Source organism: Streptomyces sp. NPDC034049 (assembly GCF_055575575.1).
In genome coordinates, this window is record NZ_JBVISJ010000015.1 from 1 (window position 1) to 20,105 (window position 20,105).

The 20,105-nt window shown below is 72.3% G+C and carries 19 protein-coding genes and 4 pseudogenes; 9 read left to right on the top strand and 14 right to left on the bottom strand.

What is annotated here, in order from left to right; all coding sequences use genetic code 11:
• Positions 1-116: pseudogene (locus ACZ52C_RS33100) on the top strand (IS5 family transposase); the annotation flags it as partial.
• Between the two features lie 9 nt (positions 117-125).
• On the opposite strand, the gene ACZ52C_RS33105 reads toward ACZ52C_RS33100, so the two are convergent.
• The 11 genes and pseudogenes from ACZ52C_RS33105 to ACZ52C_RS33155 form a co-directional block, all read right to left on the bottom strand.
• Positions 126-575: an HflX-like GTP-binding protein gene (locus ACZ52C_RS33105; RefSeq protein ID WP_469078237.1), complete on the bottom strand. Its 450-nt coding sequence runs from the start codon at positions 573-575 to the stop codon at positions 126-128.
• Between the two features lie 72 nt (positions 576-647).
• Positions 648-1,510: pseudogene (locus ACZ52C_RS33110) on the bottom strand (IS5 family transposase).
• A gap of 42 nt (positions 1,511-1,552) precedes the next feature.
• Complete coding sequence (locus ACZ52C_RS33115) at positions 1,553-2,023, bottom strand: group III truncated hemoglobin (protein WP_469078238.1); 471 nt, start codon at positions 2,021-2,023, stop codon at positions 1,553-1,555.
• Positions 2,020-3,225, bottom strand: a complete 1,206-nt coding sequence (locus ACZ52C_RS33120; protein ID WP_469078239.1) for a globin domain-containing protein — start codon at positions 3,223-3,225, stop codon at positions 2,020-2,022. The genes ACZ52C_RS33115 and ACZ52C_RS33120 overlap by 4 nt, the downstream gene beginning before the upstream one ends.
• Positions 3,226-3,304: 79 nt before the next feature.
• Positions 3,305-3,745, bottom strand: coding sequence for an RrF2 family transcriptional regulator (locus tag ACZ52C_RS33125; protein ID WP_469078240.1), 441 nt, complete (start codon positions 3,743-3,745; stop codon positions 3,305-3,307).
• A gap of 79 nt (positions 3,746-3,824) precedes the next feature.
• Positions 3,825-4,817 (bottom strand): BtrH N-terminal domain-containing protein, encoded by a 993-nt coding sequence (locus ACZ52C_RS33130; protein ID WP_469078241.1) that lies wholly within the window; start codon positions 4,815-4,817, stop codon positions 3,825-3,827.
• A 21-nt stretch (positions 4,818-4,838) separates the two neighbouring features.
• Positions 4,839-5,801: a hypothetical protein gene (locus ACZ52C_RS33135; protein ID WP_469078242.1), complete on the bottom strand. Its 963-nt coding sequence runs from the start codon at positions 5,799-5,801 to the stop codon at positions 4,839-4,841.
• 78 nt (positions 5,802-5,879) lie between these two features.
• Positions 5,880-6,461, bottom strand: a complete 582-nt coding sequence (locus tag ACZ52C_RS33140; protein WP_469078243.1) for a nucleoside deaminase — start codon at positions 6,459-6,461, stop codon at positions 5,880-5,882.
• Between the two features lie 191 nt (positions 6,462-6,652).
• Positions 6,653-7,519: an SDR family oxidoreductase gene (locus tag ACZ52C_RS33145; RefSeq protein ID WP_469078244.1), complete on the bottom strand. Its 867-nt coding sequence runs from the start codon at positions 7,517-7,519 to the stop codon at positions 6,653-6,655.
• 60 nt (positions 7,520-7,579) lie between these two features.
• Positions 7,580-9,211: a phytoene desaturase family protein gene (locus tag ACZ52C_RS33150; protein WP_469078245.1), complete on the bottom strand. Its 1,632-nt coding sequence runs from the start codon at positions 9,209-9,211 to the stop codon at positions 7,580-7,582.
• Positions 9,204-9,740 carry an SRPBCC family protein gene (locus ACZ52C_RS33155; RefSeq protein WP_469078246.1) on the bottom strand — a complete coding sequence of 179 codons (537 nt, stop codon included), beginning with the start codon at positions 9,738-9,740 and terminating at the stop codon, positions 9,204-9,206. The genes ACZ52C_RS33150 and ACZ52C_RS33155 overlap by 8 nt, the downstream gene beginning before the upstream one ends.
• Positions 9,741-9,891: 151 nt before the next feature.
• Between ACZ52C_RS33155 and ACZ52C_RS33160 the strand changes: the two genes are divergently transcribed.
• The 3 genes from ACZ52C_RS33160 (at position 9,892) to ACZ52C_RS33170 (ending at position 11,553) form a co-directional block, all read left to right on the top strand.
• Positions 9,892-10,794, top strand: coding sequence for an amidohydrolase family protein (locus tag ACZ52C_RS33160; protein ID WP_469078247.1), 903 nt, complete (start codon positions 9,892-9,894; stop codon positions 10,792-10,794).
• 64 nt (positions 10,795-10,858) lie between these two features.
• Positions 10,859-11,164 (top strand): ArsR/SmtB family transcription factor, encoded by a 306-nt coding sequence (locus tag ACZ52C_RS33165; RefSeq protein ID WP_469078248.1) that lies wholly within the window; start codon positions 10,859-10,861, stop codon positions 11,162-11,164.
• Positions 11,161-11,553, top strand: a complete 393-nt coding sequence (locus ACZ52C_RS33170; RefSeq protein WP_469078249.1) for a VOC family protein — start codon at positions 11,161-11,163, stop codon at positions 11,551-11,553. Before ACZ52C_RS33165 ends, ACZ52C_RS33170 begins: the two co-directional genes overlap by 4 nt.
• A gap of 48 nt (positions 11,554-11,601) precedes the next feature.
• On the opposite strand, the gene ACZ52C_RS33175 is transcribed toward ACZ52C_RS33170, so the two are convergent.
• Positions 11,602-12,129: a hypothetical protein gene (locus ACZ52C_RS33175; RefSeq protein ID WP_469078250.1), complete on the bottom strand. Its 528-nt coding sequence runs from the start codon at positions 12,127-12,129 to the stop codon at positions 11,602-11,604.
• Positions 12,130-12,287: 158 nt separating this feature from the next.
• On the opposite strand from ACZ52C_RS33175, the gene ACZ52C_RS33180 reads away from it, so the two are divergent.
• Together ACZ52C_RS33180 and ACZ52C_RS33185 are read left to right on the top strand one after the other, a co-directional pair.
• Positions 12,288-13,391, top strand: coding sequence for a LacI family DNA-binding transcriptional regulator (locus tag ACZ52C_RS33180; protein ID WP_469078251.1), 1,104 nt, complete (start codon positions 12,288-12,290; stop codon positions 13,389-13,391).
• A 79-nt stretch (positions 13,392-13,470) separates the two neighbouring features.
• Entirely contained in the window at positions 13,471-14,994 is a 1,524-nt protein-coding gene (locus tag ACZ52C_RS33185; RefSeq protein WP_469078417.1) for a glycoside hydrolase family 43 protein, read from the top strand.
• On the opposite strand, the gene ACZ52C_RS33190 is transcribed toward ACZ52C_RS33185, so the two are convergent.
• On the bottom strand, positions 14,973-15,812 hold the full coding sequence (locus ACZ52C_RS33190) for an ABC transporter ATP-binding protein (protein WP_469078418.1): 840 nt from the start codon (positions 15,810-15,812) through the stop codon (positions 14,973-14,975). The two genes, ACZ52C_RS33185 and ACZ52C_RS33190, sit on opposite strands and share 22 nt — an antisense overlap.
• A 1-nt stretch (position 15,813) precedes the next feature.
• Here ACZ52C_RS33190 and ACZ52C_RS33195 point away from each other — a divergent pair.
• Positions 15,814-16,490 (top strand): annotated as a pseudogene (locus ACZ52C_RS33195) (alpha/beta hydrolase fold domain-containing protein); the annotation flags it as partial.
• Positions 16,487-17,101 (top strand): annotated as a pseudogene (locus ACZ52C_RS33200) (serine hydrolase domain-containing protein); the annotation flags it as partial. The pseudogenes ACZ52C_RS33195 and ACZ52C_RS33200, both read left to right, overlap by 4 nt.
• Before the next feature lie 201 nt (positions 17,102-17,302).
• Here the strand turns inward: ACZ52C_RS33200 and ACZ52C_RS33205 are convergent.
• Positions 17,303-17,797, bottom strand: coding sequence for a MarR family winged helix-turn-helix transcriptional regulator (locus ACZ52C_RS33205; RefSeq protein ID WP_469078419.1), 495 nt, complete (start codon positions 17,795-17,797; stop codon positions 17,303-17,305).
• Positions 17,798-17,907: 110 nt separating this feature from the next.
• Between ACZ52C_RS33205 and ACZ52C_RS33210 the strand changes: the two genes are divergently transcribed.
• Positions 17,908-20,070, top strand: a complete 2,163-nt coding sequence (locus tag ACZ52C_RS33210; protein WP_469078252.1) for a family 78 glycoside hydrolase catalytic domain — start codon at positions 17,908-17,910, stop codon at positions 20,068-20,070.
• Positions 20,071-20,105 lie beyond the last annotated feature (35 nt).

Consider the following 20,105-nt stretch of genomic DNA (forward strand, 5'->3'; position numbering starts at 1 on the left):
TCGAGTGCGGGATCAACCGCCTCAGGCGCCACCGGGCCGTCGCCACTCGTTACGACAAACTCGCCCTCCGCTTCGAAGCGACCGTGCTGGTCGCAGCCATCAACGAAGAGCTGTGACCAGCACTTTCACAACAGACCCCAGTCGGCGGCGAGGATGTCGGAGAGGCTTACGGCGGGGCGGCCAAGCATTGCTGTCAGCACGCGCTGCTGGCGCTCGGTCAAAGAGGCAACGAAGATTACCGCGTCAGCTTTGGCCTGGTCGCACGCCTGAGCCACCTCGCGGACCTTTCCATAGCTCAGCAGAGTCCGCGAGGAGTAGGGCAGGCCCATCTTCTGAACCCCGCCGTCCGAGACGCCTCGCCGCTGCACAATGTGCACGACGACCCGAGCACCCCGCGCTGCCAGTTCCGCAGTTGCCGACGTCATGAGCGCTTCGAAGTCCTTCTGTTTCGCCGAGAAGTAGCCAACCAGAACCACATCAGCCCCGGCAGCCGTGAGCTGCGAGGACTGGCGCCGGGCCCGCTCCGGTGGCACGCGGCGAGCAAGGCGCCGGTCGCGCCGTCTGGGCTGATGCATGGCCTACAGGCTAGAAGCCCGCGCATCTGCAGCGATACCGCGTTTCTCCCTGGCCGAGGTTGGCCGAGCAGATCAGAGCCAGTCGTTGATGACGGCGATGGTGACGGTGGCCTCGTAGCGGGCGGCCAGCTTGTCGTACCTGGTGGCCACCGCTCGATGGCGCTTGAGGCGGTTGATCCCGCATTCGACCGCATGGCGCTCGCGGTAGCCGACCTTGTCGAACTTCGGCGGACGGCCGCCTCGGGTGCCGAGCTTCTTGCGGTTGCGGACCTGGTCGGACTTCTCCGGAATCGTGCAGCGGATCCCACGTTTGCGCAGGTAGTCGCGGTTGGCTCGGGATCCGTAGGCCTTGTCTGCCCGCACTCGCCCTGGGCGGCGGCGCGGCCTGCCGACACCCGCGCGCGGCACCCGGATGCGCTCCAGGGCTGGCTTGAAGTGGGGGTCGCTGGCCGGCGGTGACCAGGAAGGACAGCGGCTTCTGTCCCTGCTCGACCGCCAGGTGCACCTTCGTGGTCAGTCCACCGCGTGAGCGTCCGAGCCCGTGGTCGGCGGGCTCGGCTACGGCTCCGCCGGGTTTGTCCCGATGCAGATCCCCCTTTTGCGGGCGCCTGCAGCGTGCTGATGCGCCCGCGCGACCGTGGAGTCCACGCTCACGTCCCAGGTGATCAGACCTCTTGCGTCGGCTTCAGCCCGCAGCTGGGTGAGGATCCGGCTCCGGGTGCCGTCGTGCTGCCAGCGCCGGAAGAGGCCGTAGACGGTCTTCCACCCGCTGTAGCGTGGGGGAACGTCGCGCCAAGGCGCTCCGGTCCGCGTCCGCCACCGTATGCCGTTGATCAGCTGCCGCTTGGACCGGACCGGAGGCCGCCCGGTTTCATGCCCATCGGCAACGGCTCCAGCCTGGCCCATTGCTCACTCGTCAGATCTCCACGCCCCACGAGTGGATCATGAAAAACCTTGATCCACTTATGAAACAGACCCTAGCCGGACCGGCCCGGCCGATGCGCCCCGGCCGGCGGCTCGATGGTGACGAGGACGGGCCCGGGGGCCGGGCGGGGTGGGCCGTCGCCCGCGGTGTTGTGCAGTAGGGCGCGCGCCACGGCGTGCGCCTTGGTGATCGCGCGCTCGGACACCGGTCCCGCGTGCCGTCGCCGCACCACCGCCGACCACAGCTCCAGCCAGCGGTCGAAGTGCTCGGCGCGCAGCGGGCTCTCGGCGTGCAGCGCGCGGTGCGCGCGGAGGGCGTTGCGGCGGTAGACGCCCGGCGAGAGCAGGGCGCTCTCCCAGAAGTCGGCCATCACGGGCAGATGGGCGGCCAGGTCCACACGTGCCACCTCCGTGAAGAACCGGCCGATGAGGGGATCGCCGAGGACCTCGTCGTAGAACGCGCCGACCAGCCGCTCCACGTCCCCGCGGTCGCGGATGTCAGGGACGTCTCGCGTCCCGCTCACCTGACGAGCCAGAGGTCGGGGCCGAACACCTCGTAGTGGACGGCGGCCGGACGCAGCCCCTTGGCCAGCAACTCCCCCCGCACCGCGCGCATGAAGGGCAGCGGCCCGCAGAGGTAGGCGGCGGTGTCGGGGCCGGGGGTGAGGTGGTCCAGTGCGGTGCGTCCGGTGAAGACGTGGGTGCCGGGGGAGCGGTGGGCGTCGTGCTCGTACCACAGGTGCAGCTCGGCATGGGGCAGCCGGCTGACGAGGTCCGCCTGCTCGTCGCGGTGGACATGGTCGAGCGGGGAGCGGTCGGCGTGCACGACGGTGACGGGGCGCGTGGAGGAGGTGAGGGCCAGATGGTCGAGCATCGACAGCATCGGGGTGATGCCGATGCCGGCGGAGGCGAGCAGGAGCGGGGTGTCGCCCTCCGGCAGCACGAGGTCGCCGGCGGGCAGTGAGACGTCCAGGACATCGCCCACCTCGGCATGGGCGTGCAGCCAGGACGAGACCTCGCCGTCGGGCACGGTCCCGTCGGCGGCCCTCTCGCGCTTGACCGTGATGCGCCAGGTCTTGTGGTCGGGGGCCGTGGACAGGCTGTACTGGCGGATCTGCCGGGCCCCGTCGGGAAGTTCCACGCGGACACTGACGTACTGACCGGGGCCGAACGCGGGCGTCGGGCGCCCGTCGGGCCTGCGCAGGACCAGGGACACGGCGTCGGCGGACTCCTGGCGGCGCTCGGCGATCTCCATGGGCCGCCACACCTCACCGTCCGCCACACCGGCCTCGGTGTACAGGCGGGCCTCCAAGGCGATCAGGGCGTTGGCCATCAGCCAGTAGACCTCGTCCCACGCGGCACCCACCTCGGTGGTGACCGCGTCACCGAGGACTTCGCCGACGGCCGCGAGCAGGTGGCGGCCCACCAGCGGGTACTGGTCCGCGGTGACACCGAGGGAGACGTGCTTGTGGGCGATGCGCGCGAGGACGGCGTCCGGGCGCTCGTCGGGCCGCTCGACCAGGAGGGTGGCGAAGGCCGCCACCGCGCCGGCCAGGGCCTCGCGCTGGGCGCCGGACGCCTGGTGGGAGCGGTTGAACAGATGCCGCAGCAGCTCCGGGTGTTCTTCGAACAGCCGCCGGTAGAACACGTCCGTGATCGTGGTCAGCGAGGCTCCCACCACGGGAAGCGTCGCGCGTACGACGGGGGCCGACTGCGGGGAAAGCATCAGACACACTCCTGTACAAGACTCGTATTGGTGGTCGCGGAAACGGGCAGGCGGTCGCCATCCGGCACCCGCGTACCGGTCAGTCCGGGGGAGCGCCGAGGGCCAGCAGGACCGGTCCCGTCGGCGACGCGACCAGATCGGCCACGGTCACGCCGTTCAGCGAGGAGTAGAAGGCGTCCTGTGCCTGTCGCAGCGCCCGTCGCAGCCGGCACGCGCCCGCGAGGGGACACGGGGTGTCGCCCTCGCACACCACGGCTTCCCGGTCGCCCTCCAACGTCCTGACCAGATCCCCCACTTGAGTGCCCCGCCCCGCGTCGGTGAGCGTCAGCCCGCCGTTGCGGCCGCGCCGCGCCTCGATCACCCCCAGGTGCTGCAACTGCGCGATGGCCTTCGCCATGTGCGTATAGGGGACGGTCATGGAGTCGGCGATCTGCCGCGTGGTCAGCAACTCCTCGCCGTCCACGACGGCCAGGCGCATCACTGCCCGGAGTGCGAGATCCGTGTATCTGGTCAGCCTCACGGCAGCAGCCTAGCAATGTTGCATATGAGATTCGCATTTAAGGGAGCATCGAACGAGTGGCATACGTCTCGTCGCCCGACTACGCCTCCAGGCGGCTCAGTTCCCCCATGGCCTCGCGCTCGACGCGCGCGAGATCTCCGAGCACCGCGCCCGCTCGCCGCAGACACTCCTCCTCGCCCGACGCACCGGCCTTCTCGATCAGCGCCGCCACCTCCGTCCAGAGGGTGGCCGCCTCGGCGTACCGCGCGTGGCCCGCGCGCAGCCGGTCGCTGTCGAGCAGTTCGGCGCACTCGGCGAGGAAGTCGCGGTAGAGGTTGCGGAAGAGGGCGCCGCCGGTGCCGGCCTTCTCCATCAGGAGCGCGGCCTGCGGCAGATCCCGTCGCGGATCGTCGGTGCGCCGGAGCCACGTCGGTACGAGCTTGCCGGCCTTCTCGATGCCCCGGTGCCCCAGATTGGCGATGGGCGGGTGGAGGAAGGCGTCGGCGCAGGCGGTGACGGCCGCGACGATCCGGTCCGCCGGGGCGGGTGCGCCACCCGGGGGCGCGGTGAGGGTGAACGAGCGGTGCCGGGCGCTCATCGGGCCCCGCGCGGCCCGGGCCTCGGCCAGGCTCGTCAGGCTGGTGGACACCGCTCCGCCCTGCTGGTCGGTGTCCACCAGGTGGGCGTCGCGGTCGTCGTAGCCGTACAGGGCGACCACATGGCCGCCGAAGTGCACCTTCGAGGAGAAGTACTCCAGGTGGTAGCTGTCGAGTTGGAGTCCGACCGGCCGGCCGGCGTCGAGGGGGGCCCGCGCGTTCTCCCACGCCCTGCGGGGCGAGGCGGTCTCCTTGACCACCAGCTCCAGATCGAGGCGGGCGGCCAGGTTCCTGGTGAGTTCGAACGGCTTGACCCGCCCGCCGAGGAACGGAAAGTCCATGTTCCTGCTGTCCCAGTAGATGAAGGACAGGCCGGAGCCGAGGCCGAAGAGCATGGGCTCGGACAGGTCGACCCCTTGGTGCCGCAGCAGCACCCCCAGGGTCGTCGTCTCGCAGTGGTGCGTACCGCGAGCGTCGATGCCTTCCACTGTCGTCATACGGGCCATCCAACCCGTTCGCTAACGGGTACGTCCTGACAACCGCTCCACCTCGGAAGCGGCGTCGCGGGCCGCCTGCTCGGCCCGGGAGACGGCCTCGGCGGCCTCCGCGCACTGCTTCTCCGCCGCACGCTGCTGCCGCTCCGCCCGCCGGAGGTCCTCGCGCGCCTGCCGCAACCGCCGGTCGGCGGCCCGAGCCGCCTCGCGCGCCCGCCCGAGGCGCTCTCGCCTCTCCCGCTCCAGCCGCTCCTCCTTCTCCTTCGCCAGCCGTTCCTGCTTCTCCTTCGCGAGCCGTTGCTGTTTCTCCTTCGCCAGTCGATCCCGCTTCTCCTCGGCGAGGCGCTCCTGCTTCCGGCGGCGCTGTTCGGCGACCTCGTCCCGTGCGCGCCTGTGCGCGGGAGATGACTCGGGGGCCGCTCCGACGGGCTTCCGGGGGTGATCCGGGCGCACGGCCGTGGGGCCGGGAAAATCCGACGGTGGCGTGAGGGCGCTCTGCAGGCGGCCGGTGGCCCATCGGTCGGCCGCGTCCTGGTCCGCGAGCACCGCCCGCAGGGTCGTCTCGACCTCGCGCAGCACCGGGTCCGACAGCCGATGCCCGGCCCCGACGGCCAGCTCGGCGGCCTGCCGGGACATCGCGGCGACGACGCTTCTGCGCTGCTCGGACAGCTCCCTGATCCCGTCGGCGTCCAGACTCCCGTACGCCTCGCGCAGCGCGCGTCCGAGTTCCAGGAACGCCCGGCTCTCCTCCGGCCGGGACCGCAGCAGCAGGTTCGCGGCCCAGGCCGCGAGCGAGGGGCGGCGGGCGGCACGGATCCGCCGGGCGTCCGCCACGCGTCCGGCGGCCTTGGCCTCGGTGGCCAGGCCCTCGCGGCGCGAGACGAACGCGGGCGGCGGGGTGGCATACAGCTCGTCCAGCGCCGCTTCTACGACATCGCCGGTCTCGCCGGTACCGTCGTCCCCGTCTCGTCCGCTGTCCCGCCGCATGATCATCAGGTTCGCCCGGGCCGGGCCGCTGCGCACCTCGGGCCGTGCCCGGCGCCTCGGTCGCGAAGGCGGATCGGATCAGACGGGCTGCCGGCTGCGCGTACCTCGCCGGGAGGTGTCTTCGCCCCCGGCGTCCGTGCCCTGTCGCAGGCGGCGGGCCTCCAGGAAGAGGCGGTTGGTCCGGTCGGACAGGATGCCGCCGAGGAGCAGTTCGGGGGTGTAGAAGGACCGGGCGGCGGCGGCCACCTGCCGTGCGGTCAGGGCGATCTGGATGACGTCGGTGCGGCGGATCTCGTCGATCGAGCTCGCCCAGACCACGCGCCGCACATCCGCCCACGCCAGCGCGCTCATGCACATCGAACAGGGCTCACCCGTCGTGTACAGGGTGGTCCCGGCCCAGCCCTGGTTGCCGTGCCGCCGTACGTAGTCGTTCATGGCGACGACCTCGCCGTGCAGCAGCGGGCTGTCCGCCCCTTCGTTGACCCCGCTCCCCAGGACCTCGCCGGTACGGCTGCCGACGATCACCGCGCCGAACGGCCACTGGGGGTTCCGCCGCGCCTGCTCGATGGCCAGGCCCATGAACCGCTCGTGCTCGGTGCGGGTGACGGGGTCGACCGGATCGACCGGATCGACCGGGTTGATCGGATCGGTCGGGTTCACGGGATCGGTCGGACGGGCGTGGCTCTCCTGGAGCGCCGGCCGGGGGAGAGCGAGAGGCGCCGCCGCTCCCGTCACCACGGCTCCCCACCTGCCGAGAAACTGCCGCCTGCCCGCATCCATAGGTCTCTCCTCGCATCGTCGTCGTCGCGATTCCGGAGAGTATCGGTCCGAGTTCCCTGGGTAGCCGAGCGTCAGGACGTGGCGTCGGAGTGGCCGCCGGGGCCGAGGAGGCCCGTGGGGCGCAAGGCGTGTTCGGATTCGAGGCGGGGGAGGGTGCGGCGGGTCGCGCGCAGGACGAGGGGTGGGATCGCGGCCCGGGTCAGCTGGGTCAGGCGGAGCCAGCGGGGGATGTAGACGGCGGTACGGCGCTGTTCGACGGCGCGGGCCAGGCGGGCGGCGACGGTGTCGACGGGCTGCACGTGCCGGGCGGGCGGCGGCATGTGGGCACGCAGCTCCCGCACGGCCGAGTACCGCTCGGCGTCGCGGATCAGCTCGGTGTCGGTCCAGCCGACGTAGGCGATGCCGACGGCCACACCGTGGTGTGCGGTCTCGGCGCGCAGGGTGTGGGCGAACGCCTCGACCCCGGACTTGGACGCGCAGTACGCGCTCATCATGGGCGCGGCGCCGATGGAGGCCAGGGAGGCGATCTGCAGGTGGTAGCCGGCGGTCCTCGTCAGGTCCGGCAGGAAGGTCCGGGCCGTCTGGGCGCTGCCGATCAGGTTGACGTCGATGATCCACCGCCAGGTGGCGGGGTCCGACCCGGCGAAGGGGCCGCCCTCGGCGACGCCCGCGTTGGCCACGACGACCGAGGGCGGGCCGAGGCGCCCGCGGACGGTCGCGGCGGCCTCGTCGAGAGCCGCACTGTCGGTGACGTCGACGCGGAGGGCCAGCGCCGGGCCGGGAAGGGCGTCGGCGGTCGCCTCCACCGCCGGTCCGTCGTGGTCGAGGAGGGCCAGGCGGGCGCCCCGACGGGCGAGTCGGTGGGCCAGCGCCGCTCCGATGCCGCGTGCCGCTCCGGTCACGACGACGGTGCGGTCCGCGAGGGGACTGTCGTCCATGGCAGGCCCTCCTTTGTCTCTTCTCCCTCGCGCGGGTCCGTCCCTCGTCCGGGTCCGGTGTCACCGGCGCAGGCCGGTCTTCCGGCCCGTGCGGTCCCGGTGGGCGAGAGCGCGTTGGGCGCGGGTCATGCCGGGCAGCCGGTGCCTGCGCAGTGCGGCGCGGGCGGCGTTGGCGCCGGGAGCGCCATGGACCCCGCCGCCGGGGTGGGCGGAGGCGGAGGCGAGGTAGAGCCCGTCCACGGGTGTCTCGGGGCGGCCGGTGCCGGGGGTGGGGCGGAAGACCAGCTGCTGGTGCAGAGCGGCGGTGCCGCCGTTGAGGGCGCCGCCGTACAGGTTGCGGTCGAGGGACTGGAGGGTGGGCGGGGCCAGCACCCGGCGGGCGCGGATGCGGGAGCGGAAACCGGGCGCGAACCGCTCGACCTGGCGTTCGACGCGATCGGCCATCAGCTCCTGCTCGGTACGGTTCCACGTGCCCGTCAGGCCCTCGTCGCCCGCGTCGGACTTGATCACGTGCGGTACGTGGGTGTAGGCCCAGGCGGCCTCGGTGCCCGGGGCCGAGCGGGAGGGGTCCGCGGTCGTCATCTGCCCGAACAGGGCGAAGGGACGGTCGGGTACCTGGCCCATGGCGATCTGGGCGGCACAGCGGGTCAGTTCGTCGACCCCGTCGGCCAGGTGGACGGTTCCGGCGCTCGCCGCCGCCTCGGCCCGCCAGGGCACGGGTCCGTCACAGGCCCAGTCGACCTTGAAGGTGGCGAAGTCCCACTGGAAGCGTTTGAGGTCGGCCAGCACCTGGGAGGGAAGGTGTTCCGGGCCGACGAGCTCGCCGTAGAGGGCCGGTGCGGACACGTCCGCGAGGACGGCGTGGCGGGCGGTCACCGTCTCGCCGTCGGCGGTGAGCACTCCGGCGGCCCGCCCGTCGCGCACCAGGACCCGGCGGACGCGCTGCCCGCAGCGGACCTCGCCGCCGCGCGCCCGCAGCCGCCCGACGAGGGCCGCCGTCAGGGCGCCGGCGCCGCCGGCCGGCACGGGGAAGCCGTACGTCTGCCCGAGCATGCACAGCAGCCAGCCGTAGCCGCCGCTGCCCGCGGCCTCCGGCGCGAGGTCGGCGTGCTGGGCGTTCCCGGCCAGCAGGAGCCTGCCGCCCTCGCCCCGGAACTCCTCGTCCCCCATCCGGCGCACCGGTGCCACCAGGGTGCGGGCCATCCGTAGGCCTCCGGCCGCCCTCAGTCGGACGGCGAGGCGGGCCGTGGCGCGCAGCGGCGGGAAGGGGGTGAAGAGCGCGTCCACGATGTGGGGGCCGAGGTGTTCCCAGGTCGCGTGCAGGCGCCTCCAGGCGTCCCCGTCGCCCGGGTGGAAGGTGTCGAGGGAGTCGGCGGTGACGTCGATGTCGCGGGAGAGCACCGCACACCTGTCGTCGCTGAGGGGGTGGGCGAGGACGTGCGGGGCGTGGCTCCAGCGCAGGCCGTGCTCGTGGAGACGCAGACCGGCGAGGACCGGTGACGCGGCGGCCAGGGGATAGAAGGAGCTGAAGAGGTCGTTGACGAAGTCGGGGTCGACCTCCCGGTCGTGGCGCACCGCGCCGCCGGGCTCGGGCTGTTCCTCCAGGACCTCGACGCTCCATCCGGCGTCGGCCAGCAGATTGGCGGCCACCAGCCCGTTGGGGCCCGCGCCGACGACGACGGCGTCAGGCATGGCCGTCGGCGCCGCCGTGCGCCGCGGCCCCGTGCGGCTGTCGCGGGCTCGCGGACCGCCCTGCCCCGGCCTCCGCCCGGGGCTCCTGCTCGGGGGTGCCCTCGGCCTCGCAGAGCCTGGCGAGCCGGGCGAGCATCGTGCGGTGCCGCAGTTGGATCATCGCCTCCACGCCCACGTTGTGCAGTGTTCCGCCCATTCCCTGCAAGGGGTGCTCGTCCGCGATCACCAGGCAGTACGGCCCCCAGGGCCGCAGCTCGACGGAGATCCGCGCGGTCCCCAGCACCCCGGCCCGGGCCTCCAGGCCCAGTTCGACGCCCTCCTCGCAGTACCGGACGACCGTCTCGTTGCCCAGTCGCACGGGGCCCACCCGGATCTCGTAGGCGATCGCCGAACCGACCTGCGGCCACTGTCCCCGCACCGGCTCGGAGGACGAGGTCCCGACGACCCACTCCGCGTACCGGCTGCCGTCCGCGAGGACGTCCCACACGGTCCGCGGGCTCACCTTGATCAGACGATGCCGTACCGCCATGCCGCACCTCCAGGCCGTCCCCCCTCGGTCGACGGCCGAGTGCCCGGACGGAGCCGAACCACACCAGGCACACGCGTCGGCGCGACGCCGTCGCGGCGGCAGGGGATCTCCCGGGCGCGGGGGTGGACCGGGCGTCTCGCCGGAGCCGATCATGGGCCCCATGAGTGACATGCCCACCGGGGAGGAAGCCGCGGAGATCCGCCGGTTCTGGGAGGCGCTCTCCCTGCCCGGACTCGTCGACGTCCACACGCACTTCATGCCCGAGCGGGTCCTGCGCAAGGTGTGGGAGTACTTCGACGGGCTCGGACCGCTGACCGGCGGGATGGAGTGGCCGATCACCTACCGGCACGAGGAGGCCCGACGGGCCGCCCTGCTCAGGGAGTTCGGTGTACGGGCTTTCACCGCGATGCTCTATCCGCACAAGCCGGGCATGGCCCGGTGGCTGAACGGCTGGGCGGCCGACTTCGCCGGCCGCACCCCCGACTGTCTGCACACCGCGACCCTGTATCCGGAGCCGGGCGTGGAGGCGTACGTCCGGGAGGCCGTCGAGGCGGGAGCGCGCGTTTTCAAGGCCCATGTGCAGGTGGGGGCGTACGACCCCGCCGACGAACTCCTCGATCCGGCCTGGGGGCTGCTCGCCGAGGCCGGGGTCCCCGTGGTGATCCACTGTGGTTCCGGGCCCGCCCCGGGCAGGCACACCGGCCCCGAGCCGATCGCCCGGGTGCTGGCCCGGCACCCCCGGCTGCGGCTGGTCGTCGCCCACATGGGGATGCCCGAGTACGAGGACTTCTTCGGTCTCGCCGAGCGGTACGGGGAGGTGCGGCTGGACACCACGATGGCGTTCACCGACTTCAGCGAGGGGTTCATGCCGTTCCCCCGCCGGGCCCTGCCCCGGCTGGCGGCCCTCGGCGACCGGGTCCTCCTCGGCTCCGACTTCCCCAACCTGCCCTATCCGTACGTGCACCAGCTCCACGCGCTGGAGCGCCTGGGCCTCGGCGAGGAGTGGCTGCGGGCGGTGTGCCACGACAACGCGGCGGAGCTGTTCGCGCTGTAGACCTGGCGGGCCTGGCCTCGGCCGGCACTTGATAGGCAAGTGGTGACTTGCCTATGCTGGGGGTGTGGCCGACGACCTGTTCAAAGCCCTGGCCGACCCCACGCGCCGCGTCATCCTCGACGAACTCACCGAGAAGTCCGGGCAGACACTGTTCGAGATCTGCTCCCGCCTGACCATGAAGCATCAGCTCGGGATCTCGCGTCAGGCGGTCTCCCAGCACCTGGCCGTGCTGGAGTCCGCGGGCCTCGTCGCGACCCGACGGGAGGGCCGCTACAAGTTCCACGACCTCGACACGGCCCCACTGCGGCGGATAGCCGAGCGGTGGCCCACGACCGACAGCCCCGGACCGCGGCAGGAGAAAACCCCATGAAGATCCATCTGACCAGCGTCTTCGTCGACGACCAGGCCAGGGCCGAGCAGTTCTACACCGGGATCCTGGGCTTCGTGAAGAAGCACGACGTCCCGCTGGGCGAGAAGGACCGCTGGCTGACCGTGGTCTCGCCCGACGAGCCCCACGGCACCGAACTCCTCCTGGAGCCCGCCGGTCATCCGGCCGCCAGGACCTACCGGGACGCTCTCGTCGAGGACGGCATCCCCCTCGCCCAGTTCGCCGTCGACGACGTGCGCGCGGAGTACGAGCGGCTGCGCGGACTCGGTGTGCGCTTCGTCCAGGAGCCCGTGGAGATGGGCCCCGTCACCACCGCCGTCTTCGACGACACCTGCGGCAACCTGATCCAGATCGCGACGCAGCCGAAGTAGAGCATTCTCCCCTGGTCATCGCCCGCCCCGCCCGTCCCACAGCCGGCCTCAGGCGGGTGATCCGGTGACGGTGCCGCCCGACTTGGTGACGTGGTACGTCGCCTTCGCACCGCTCCAGAAGTGGAAGGTGAGCGACACCCGGGAGTTCTCCCGCAGGGAGGTGAAGAACTCGGCCGTCAGCTTGATGGCGTCGTCCGTGCAGGCCGAGAACGCGGTGTCCCACTGCTGGTACGAGGTCCAGTTCGCCGGGCCCGCGTTGCTCCCCTCGTCGTGACGGGCCTCCATGGTGGCGAGCCGGTCGCCCCGGAACCTGGTCGGGACGGACAGGCCGGTGGTGCTGCCGGAGGCGGCCGAGAGCTCCGGGCTGTCGGCGGTGATCACATCGATCCGCCAGGGCACGCCCCGGGAGAACGGCGCCTCCAGCGTCGCGTCGACCCCGTACGCCCGGTCGCCACCGCGCTGCGGGCGGCGGGGGAACTGGCCGGGGGATCGGCGGCCCGTGCGGTGGCGGGCATCAGGGGGCAGGACGAGCGCCAGGAGCAGCGCCGTCAGTCCGCTTGCGAGTCTTCTCGTCATCACGTGCACCTTCCGAAGTGGGGGTGTGTGACGCGTGGGACCGGCCCGCAGGCCGGGAGATGCGAACTCGGGGAGAAAGAAAGTTTCTCTCTCGGCGGCGGAGAAATTAACATGAGGACGTGTCGGAGGCCACAGTCGCGGCGACACGGGATGCCAGAATGAACCGGGTACAACCAGCGGACGGGCGGGCGATCTTGGCGGAGCACACAGCCGACGGGCCGCCGGACGGCGACGACGGACCGGGCGACACGTCCCGGCCGGTCACGATCGCGTTCATCGCCGAGTCGGCGGGGGTCTCGGTCCCCACCGTCTCCAAGGTGATCAACGGCAGGTCGGGCGTCTCCGCGGACACCCGCGCCCGCGTCGAGGAACTGGTCGACCGGTACGGCTACCGCAAGCCGACCGGCGCCCAGCGCAACAACGTCGTGGAGCTGGTGTTCCGCGAGCTGGAGCACCTGTGGGCGGCCGAGATCATCCGGGGTGTCGAGCGGGTCGCCCGCCGCCATCGCGTGGGCGTCATGGTCTCCGAGTTCGGACTGCACGACTCGGACCCGCTCACCTGGGACGACACCGTCTCCCGACGGCCGAACTGCGTGCTGTCCGTGGCCCAGCTGTCCGAGGCCGAGCGGGCGCAACTCACCGCCAAGGGCATCCCGTTCGTCGTCTTCGACCCGGCCACGGAACTGCCCGACGACGTCCCGTTCGTCGGCGCCACCAACTGGTCCGGCGGCCGGGCCGCGACCCGTCACCTCACCCAACTCGGCCACCGCCGCATCGCGATGATCGCCGGCCCGCGGGACCAGTTGTACTGCTGCGCCCGCCTGGACGGCTACCGCTCCGCGATGGGGGCCGCCGGCCTCCCGGTCGACCCGGAACTCGTCGTGCACGCCCCCCTCACCGGTGAGGGGGGACAGCGCGCGGCGCGCGCCCTGCTGGCCCTGCCCGACCGTCCGACGGCGATCTTCACCACCAACGACCTCCAGGCGCTCGGCGTCTACCAGGCGGCACGCGAGGCGGGACTGCGGATCCCCGACGACCTGAGCGTCGTCGGATTCGACGACCTGCCGGTCGTGGCCTGGGTCGACCCGCCCCTGACCACCGTTCACCAGCCCCTGACCGAGATGGCCGTGGCCGCGACCGAACTGGCGCTCACCCTCGGCCGGGGCGAGCAGGCCCCCCAGGCCGGGCTGGAGATCGCGACGACCCTGACGGTCCGGGCCAGCACCGCTCCGCCCCCGGAAGCCGACCGGCGAGGCCATTGACCGCCCGGACGGCCCTCACTAGCCTGCTCTGGAAACTTTCCACAGAAGCAGAGAAACTTTCGTAACTGCGAAAGGACCCCTGAGGGTGACCAGCGTGTCCGAGACGGACCCCACCGTCAGCAATCCGGTGATCCCCGGCTTCTACCCCGATCCCTCCGTCTGCCGCGCGGGCGACGACTACTACCTCGCCTGCTCCAGCTTCGAGTACTTCCCGGGCGTCCCCCTCTTCCACAGCCGGGACCTGGTGCACTGGACCCAGATCGGCAACGCCCTCGACCGCCCGAGCCAACTACGGCTCCCGCTGGACACGGCCTCCTCGGGCGGGATCTACGCACCCACCCTGCGCCACCACGACGGCCGCTTCTGGCTGATCGTCACCAACGTCAGCGGCGACGGCAACCTGCTGTTCACCGCCACCGACCCGGCCGGGCCCTGGTCCGACCCGATCCGGCTGACCGGCGTGCACGGCATCGACCCCGACATCGCCTGGGACGACGACGGCACCTGCTGGTGCACCACCGCCGGAGTGGGACAGATCGGCCTCGACCCCCTCACCGGGGAGACGTCCGGCACCCGCCGGCAGCTGTGGTCCGGGGCACCCGGCGCCAAGGCCCCCGAGGCACCGCACCTCTACCACATCGGCGACCATTGGTACCTGCTCATCGCCGAGGGCGGCACGGAACGGGGCCACGGCGTCTCGATCGCCCGGGGCAGCAGCCCCACGGGCCCCTTCGAGCCCTGCCCGGACAACCCGATCCTCAGCCACCGCGGCACGGACCACCCCATCCAGAACACCGGCCACGCCGACCTCGTGCAGGGCCCCGACGGCTCGTGGTGGATGGTGCTGCTCGGCGTACGGCCCGGCGGCGGCACCCCCGGCTGGCACGTACTCGGCCGCGAGACCTACCTGGTGCCCGTCGACTGGGTGGACGGCTGGCCCGTCGTCGGTGAACTGTCGACCACCATGGCCGCACCGCCCTGGCCCCTCAGCCCGCCCGCCGCCGCACCGGAGCGCCGGGACGACTTCGACGCCGCCGAACTGGCGCCGCGGTGGATCTCGCTGCGCCGGCGTCTCCCGGAGGACTGCACCACCAAGGAACGGCCCGGTTCACTGACCCTGCGGGCCCGCGGCGAGTCGCTCGACGACGCCGACGTGACGTTCGTGGGACGACGCCAGCAGCACTCGTCGTGCCGGGTGCGCACCCTGGTGGACGTGCCGGAGGAGCAGGGGCGCGGCGGCCTCGCCGTACGCCTCGACGAACTGCACCACTACTCGGTCGAGACGAGCGCCGGACAGGTGCGGGTCCACGCCCGCATCGGCCCGTTGAGTACGGTCGTGGCATCCCGGCCGGTACCCCCGGGACCCGTGGTGCTCCGCGCCGAGACGGCCCCCACGCGGGTGCAGGACGCGAGGACCGGCCCCGACCACGTCTCGCTCGGCTTCGAGGAACCGGACGGCACCTACGTCGAGCTGGCCTCGCTGGACGGCCGGTATCTGTCCACGGAGGTCGCCGGGGGCTTCACCGGCCGGGTGTTCGGCATGTTCGCCACCGCGGCCTCCGCGCACTTCGACTGGTTCGACTACGAGCCGCTGGAGAGCTGAAGCGACCGCTGCTCCCGGCGCTGCCGCTGCAGGTCCGGGTCGGGCACGGGTGCGGCCGCCACCAGACGGCGGGTGTGCTCGTGCCGGGGCCGGTCGCACACGTCGACGCTGTTCCCCTCCTCCACGATGCGTCCGTGCTGCAGGACCAGGGTGCGGTCCGCGAACTCCTTGACGACGGCCAGGTCGTGCGTGATGAACAGATACGCACAGCCGAGCGTGGACTGGAGCTCCGCGAGCAGGCTCAGCGCCGACGCCTGGGTGGTGACGTCGAGAGCGCTGGTCGGCTCGTCGCAGATGATCAGCTTCGGCTTGCGGGCGACCGCCCGGGCGATGGCGATGCGTTGCCGCTGACCGCCGCTGAACTGCGCCGGGTACCGGTCCGCCGCGTCCTCCGGGAGCCCCACCCTGCGCAGCAGCCCCGCGATGTCGTCGCGGACCTCGCCGGGGGACCGGGAGGAGCCGGCGAGCAGCGGCTCGGCCAGCGTCCGGCCCACCGGCAGCGCCGGGTTGAGCGATCCGTACGGGTTCTGGAAGATCGCCTGGAGGTCGGGGGCGAGCAGCCGCCGGGCCCGGCCGGTGAGGCGGGTGATGTCCTGCCCGTCGAGCAGGACGCGTCCGCCGCTGACCGGGGTGAGCCCCAGCACCGCTCGGCCGATGGTGGTCTTCCCCGAGCCGGACTCGCCCACGAGGGCCACCGTCTCGGCACGGCCGACCTCGAACGACACCTCCTCGATGACGGTGGTCGGGGGCTTGCGGAAGCCGCGGCCCGGGTAGCGCACCGCGAGGCCGTCGATCTGGAGTACGGGATGTCCGGTCAGGCTGATCGTGGGCAACAACCGCCTGAGTCTGCCGCTGGACTGGGCCGAGGAACTGGGCCTGGTCGTGGTGTCGGTGGAGTACCGGCTCGCCCCCGAGCATCCGCACCCGGCACCCGTCGAGGACTGCTACGCGGGCCTGCGGTGGACGGCGGCCCACGCCGAGGAGATCGGCGGCGATCCCGCCCGCATCGTGCTGGCGGGCGGCAGCGCCGGCGGTGGACTCGCCGCCGCCCTCGCCCTCCTCGCGCGCGACCTGAAGAGCCCCGGCTCCTCGGGCAGTTGCTGATGTGCCCGATGCTCGACGACCGCAACGACACATGCTCCGCCCACCAGATGGCCGGCCTCGGCGTCTGGGACCGGACCGCCAACGAGACCGGCTGGAACGCCCTGCTGGGAGAGGCGCGCTGCACCGACGACGTGTCGCCGTACGCCTCTCCCGCCCGCGCGGCCGACATCTCGGACCTCCCGCCCGCCTTCATCGACGTCGGGTCGGCCGAGACCTTCCGGGACGAGGACGTCACGTACGCCACCAGGATCTGGCAGGCCCGAGGACGCGCCGAACTGCACGTGTGGCCGGGCGGTTTCCACGGTTTCGACGGCATCGTGCCGCAGGCCGCGCTCTCGGTCGACGCCCGGGAGGCCCGACTGCGCTGGCTCAGGCGACTGCTGGGGGAGTGACCGCTCAGGAGCCCGGCGGACGAAGTGACGTCCCCGTCCGCTCGACCGTCGAGCATCTGCTCACGCACACCTCGGGCCTGGTCGAGGGGCTCGGCGACGACTACGACCCCGTGTCGCGGGAGCAGTTGGTGCGCGGTGCCCTGTCGTCGAGGCTGCGGTCCGCCCCGGGCAGGGAGTTCCACTACTCCGACACCGGCTACAGCGTGCTCGCGGCGATCGTCGAGGAGGCGTCCGGGGAGACGTACGAACGGTTCCTGAACCGGCACCTGTTCGCGCCGGCCGGGATGACGCGGACCGGCTATCTGCTGCCCCGTTGGCCCCGGCACCTCGTCGCGGTGGAGTACGACAGCGAGGGGCGCGCCCGGGGCAGGCCCTTCGACCACCCCTGGGCCGCCGACGGGCCCTACTGGAACCAGCGCGGCAACGGCGGCATGCTCTCCACCGCCCACGACCTGTTCCACTGGCACCGGGCGCTGCTGGGGGAGGAGATCCTGCCGGCGCGGGCCAGGGACAGGCTCTTCGAACCCCGTACGGCGGAGCCGGAGTCGGAGAACTCGTACGGATACGGCCGGAGCCTGCGCGACACCCCGGACGGCCGGCTCGCCTGGCACGACGGCGGCCACGACTGGTCCCTGGGGCTCCTGAGCCGGTCGCTGCGGGACGGCGTCCTCGTGTTCCGGATCAGCAACCACGCCTACCACGACGGGAGATGGAACCTGGAGGACCGGGCGGAGGAACTGACCGTGGGCATCGCGGACCGCGTCCGGGCGGAGGGAGACCGACCCTCGCCGGGTCCCCGTCGCGTCGTGTGGTCAGGGCAGTCGGGGGAGCACGTCCCTGGCCGTGTGGCTGAGGATGCGCAGGTCCTCCGCGAACCGCGCCCGATCCGCCTCCGGAAGCGGGTTCAGGAAGTACTTCCTGATGTTCTCGACGTGGACATGAGCAGCGCGCACCGTGGTCTCCTCGCCCAGCGGGGTCAGCCTCACCAGCTTCCCGCGCCGGTCGGCGGGGGACTCCGCCCGGGTCACCAGTCCCGCCGCCACCATGCGGTCCACCAGCCGGGTGGCGCCACCGGTGGTGAGCACCTGCTCCTGGGCGACGGCCCGCATGGACAACCCCGGCTCACCCGCCCGCCCGAGGATCAGCAGCACCTCGAACATCAGATGGCTGATGCCGCACTCGACTTCGAGTGCCCGCCCGAGGATGTACTCCAGCCGGTTGGCCGCGCCCTGCAGCCGCCCGAACGCGAGGACGAGTTCGTGGTCGGCGGCCTCTTTCGCCGTACTGATGTCCGTCTGTCCACTCACGGCCGCGCCGCCCCTCTCCCGATCCCGATCCAGACCCCGACACTCACCGTACCGATCATGCCGGGGTGAGGGGGCGGCCGAGACCCGACACCAGCGACGGCGGCGAGCGTATGGAGTCCCGGACGGTCACCGCGATCGGCACCGCGGGCGCCGACGGCACTGGCATCTCCTTCGAGCCCGGCCTCTCCGCCGCGCACGACAGCGGCGCCGTCGTGGTCGGCTCCGGCAACTCCCTGGCCGGCGTCGACCCGAGCGCGGGCGCCGCCGTACCGCCGCGGATGATCGCCCGTCTGGAGGTCACGAGGGCCGACGGCACGGTCGACACCGTCGTCAGCGACCGCTCCTGGCGGGCGGCGCTCGGCCCGACCGTCACCGCCGGCTGGTACTCCGGCTCCGACCACGACGCCCGCCGCGAACAGCCCGGCTGGACCGAGCCCGGCGCGGACCTCGGCGCGTCGGCACGCCGGCGCGACGGCACGGCCATGGGCTGGACCGACGCGGGCATCGCACCGCCGCCCAACCTCACCACCGAACTGGTGTGGCGAGCGGCCGAGCCGCTCAGGATCGTCGACAGGATCCGTCCGGTCGCCGTCACCCAAGCGCGTTCCGGCGTCTGGGTCTTCGACTTCGGACAGAACTTCGCCGGCTGGCCGCTGCTCGACCTCGACGGCCCGCTCCCGGCCGGGATCACGGTCAAGCTGTACCCGGCCGAGTCGCTGAAGGCCGACGGCACCGTCGACCAGGCGTCGCTCATGGGCGGCGGCCCCGCCCGCGGCACCGACCTGTTCGCCGCCTACACGACGTACGGCGACGAGCGGGGCGAACGCTGGCACCCGCGGTTCCACTACTTCGGCATGCAGTGGCTCCAGGTGACCGGCCTGCCGGAGGACTACGTCCACACCCTGGACACCGTGACCGGGCTGCAGATCCACGCGGACGTCCCGAAGGCCGGCTCCCTGCACACCTCCGACGACCGGATCAACCGGGTGCACCGCATGTCCCGCTACTCGATCATGAGCAACGTCATGTCCACCTTCACGGACTGCCCCGGCCGGGAGAAGCTCGCCTATCCCGCCGACTACGTCCAGCCCTTCGGCGCCGTGCACCGCACCTTCGGCTACGCGGCCTACCTGCGCACCATGCAGCGCCACCTGGTCGAGGGCCAGTCCCGGTCCGGTGACAACATCGGCAACGTGGCGCTGAAGGCCCCCGTGTACGACTGGGGGTACACCGGCCGCTTCGGCGACGAGATCAACTGGGGCAACGGCATCGTCCTGGTGCCCTGGCTGGCGTACGAGACGTACGGCGACACCCAGACGATGCGCCGCCACTACCCCCGGATGCAGGAGTTCCTGACCTACATCCGGACCAGGAAGGCGGGCACCGGCGCCGACGCCCACCTCGTGGACGCGGCCCTGGGCGACTGGATCGCCAGCGAGAACACCTCGGGCCGCATCACCGGCACCTGGGGCTACCACCAGGTCGCCGACCGCATGGCCCGGATGGCGGCCCTGATCGGGCGTGACGCCGACGCGGCGGAGTACCGCCACCTCGCCGAGAACATCAAGGACGCGTTCAACGACGCCTTCTACAACAAGGCCCTCGGCCGGTACACCGCCGACGGGGACCGGGGCGCCGCCGGAGCCACGCAAGCCGCGCAGGCACTCGCGCTCGACGAGGGACTCGTTCCCGACGGCGAGCGCGGCAGGGTCCTCCAGGCGCTGGTCGAACTGGTCCACGCGCACCGTCCGTTCGGCGGCGGACCGCACTTCAGCGGGGGCACCATCGGGCTCGCCCCGACCGTCAGGGCCCTGCACGAGGGCGGTCACGACGACCTCCTGTGGGACGTCCTCCAGGAGGACACCCGCCCGAGCTACGGCCACTTCATGGCGCCCACCACCGCCAACCCCCGGGGTCTGACGACCATTCCGGAGGACTGGGACATCGGCAACTCCAAGAACCACATGATCCTGCTGCAGATCGAGGAGTGGTTCCACAGCGGTGTCGTCGGCATCCGCCAGGCGCCCGGCGGCGCCGGATACCGTGAACTGGTCATCGACCCCCGCCCCGTCGGCGACCTCACCCATGCCGAGGGCAGCTATCGCACCCCGTACGGCGTGGTGTCCGCCCGCTGGACCCGCGAGAACGGCCGCTTCCGGCTCGACGTGGAGCTCCCGCCGAACACCACGGCCGAGATCCGGTTGCCCGCCCCGGGCCACCCCGCCCGGGTCGTCGGCTCGGGACGGCACACGTTCACCACCCGCGACCTGTGACCAGAACCCGAGAGACCGAACAGCCGGTGCCATGT